The following is a 1,883-nucleotide window of genomic DNA, read 5'->3' on the forward strand; positions in this document are numbered from 1 at the left end:
GGTGGGGCTCGGCCCCGCGGGGCTAGGCCCGGTGGGCTGCGGATCCGGGTTCGCGGGCGATGTCACCACGCCCACCTTAGGCCCTCGGTGGCCCCGTCGGGTGACGGCCTCGCCCCCACGAGTACGGTCCGTGACAACGTTCACCGGACGGCAATCCGGGCTACCCCGACCACCCCCGCCAAGCCCGATCCAGCCCGATCCAGCCCGCGATCGTGGCCGCCACGGCGGGTCAGCCGCCGTAGGCGTACGCCCGGACCCAGTCGACGTACATCGAGACCTGGGCGGCCGTGTTGGCGTCCCGACAGGGGATGCCGTCGTGGCAGCCGGTGTCGAGCTGGAGCGCCATATGCATCGGCGAGGTGCTCGGGATGGTCGCGGCGCCGTTCTGGGTGCGGGCGGGCAGCACCGTGAAGACGTTGCGTCCGTCGAGGTAGTAGGACAGCCGGCCCGGCAGCCATTCGACGGCGACGGTGTGCCAGGCGGTGAAGTCGGCGGTGAGCGCGGTCAGCGTGCTCAGGGTGTCGTTCTTCGCCCCGTTGTGGACGGCCATCGTCGCGCTGCCGCGGGTGCCGTCCTGCACCTCGATCATGTCGATCTCGCCGTCGTCCGGCCACTTCTGGGACTGCGGCCACAGGAGCACGACGGCGGAGTAGCCGGCGCCCGGGTCGACCCGGAACCGGGCCTCCCAGCGGCCGTACTGCTGGTGCAGCAGGCTGGACAGCCCACCGGAGACGTCCCGGCCCGCACTTCCGTGACCACCGGTGATACGTAGGGAGCCATCAGCCACGGTCACCGCGGACGGCACCCGTGGAAAGCTGCCCGTCGGACTGTCGTAGACGAACCACTTCGACGCCTCCACCGCGGAACCGTTGAAATCGTCGGTCTCCACCGGCGCTCCCCACCGGGTCCCGTCGCTGCCGGCCGCGGACGCGGCCGAGCCGACCGCGGCCACGAGACCGGCGACGAGCAGGAGCCGGCCGGCGGCCGCACCGCCCCGAAGCCGACCGGACCGCACGGGACGCCGCCACGAAGGTTTTTGGCGGTCACCCGCGCGTGCTGACCGGCTCACCGCACCAAGTTCATGAGATCCGTGCACAGAAGCTCCGCCATCGCGACGACCGCCTTCCGGTCATAGACCGCGCCGTCGAAGCTGATGCTCACGTGCAGCGATTCGGCAACGTCGACCATCGTCACGGTGATTCCGCTCGGGCCACCAGGGGTCGAGGCAAGTGCGAGGATGCGACCGTTGGCGTCAGGATGCCATGGCAGCGATTCGAACCCGGTGTTGCGGGTGAGAAAGCTGACGGCGAGTGTCGGTGCGGGTGTCCCGGAAGTAGGGGGTGGCGCGGGCGGCACGAGCTGCTTGGCCGCGGAGACGGCCATCGTCGCCACCGGCCGCCCATCGGCGAGCACCGCCCGGATCGCCTCGGTGACGGCGCCCGGGTCACCCGGGTCGGCTGGTTCGAGGTAGACGCCGGTGGCGAAGTTGCCCAGCGCACCGGAGGGCCCCGGCAGGTAGCGCCGCACGTCGAACAGCACCCACAGCCCGGGGGCCGGCTCCGGTAGGCCCGCCTTCGCGGCGGCCGACCAGGCGGCGGCGAACATGGTGGCGGCCGTCGACGGGCCCGCCGGCCCCCGGGCGCGGGCCCGCCGCACCGCACGCAGCAGCTCCGGCCCCGCCTCCCGGTACACGAACGCCGGGTCGGTCACGCCGGCACCGGAGGCCGCCGGGCGGGCGGGATCCTCCGACGGCTGCAGCGCCGCCGCAGCGGACCCACCGACACCGAGCTGGCCCGCACCGGGCTGGCCCGCACCGGGCTGGCCCGCACCGGGCTGGCCGGCGGTGGGCTGGCCGGCGGTGGGCTGGCCGGCCAGCCCACCGC

Annotated in this window: 1 protein-coding gene and 1 pseudogene; both read right to left on the reverse strand. The window is 73.5% G+C overall.

Annotation, left to right across the window (positions count from 1 at the left end; all coding sequences use genetic code 11):
- Positions 1-229 precede the first annotated feature (229 nt).
- Positions 230-1,015 (reverse strand): glycoside hydrolase family 16 protein, encoded by a 786-nt coding sequence (locus NBZ85_RS30790; protein ID WP_261553697.1) that lies wholly within the window; start codon positions 1,013-1,015, stop codon positions 230-232.
- Between the two features lie 50 nt (positions 1,016-1,065).
- Positions 1,066-1,883, reverse strand: a pseudogene (locus NBZ85_RS30795) (hypothetical protein); the annotation flags it as partial.

It is taken from the genome of Frankia tisae, assembly GCF_025403405.1.
Taxonomy (GTDB): Bacteria; Actinomycetota; Actinomycetes; order Frankiales; family Frankiaceae; genus Frankia; species Frankia tisai.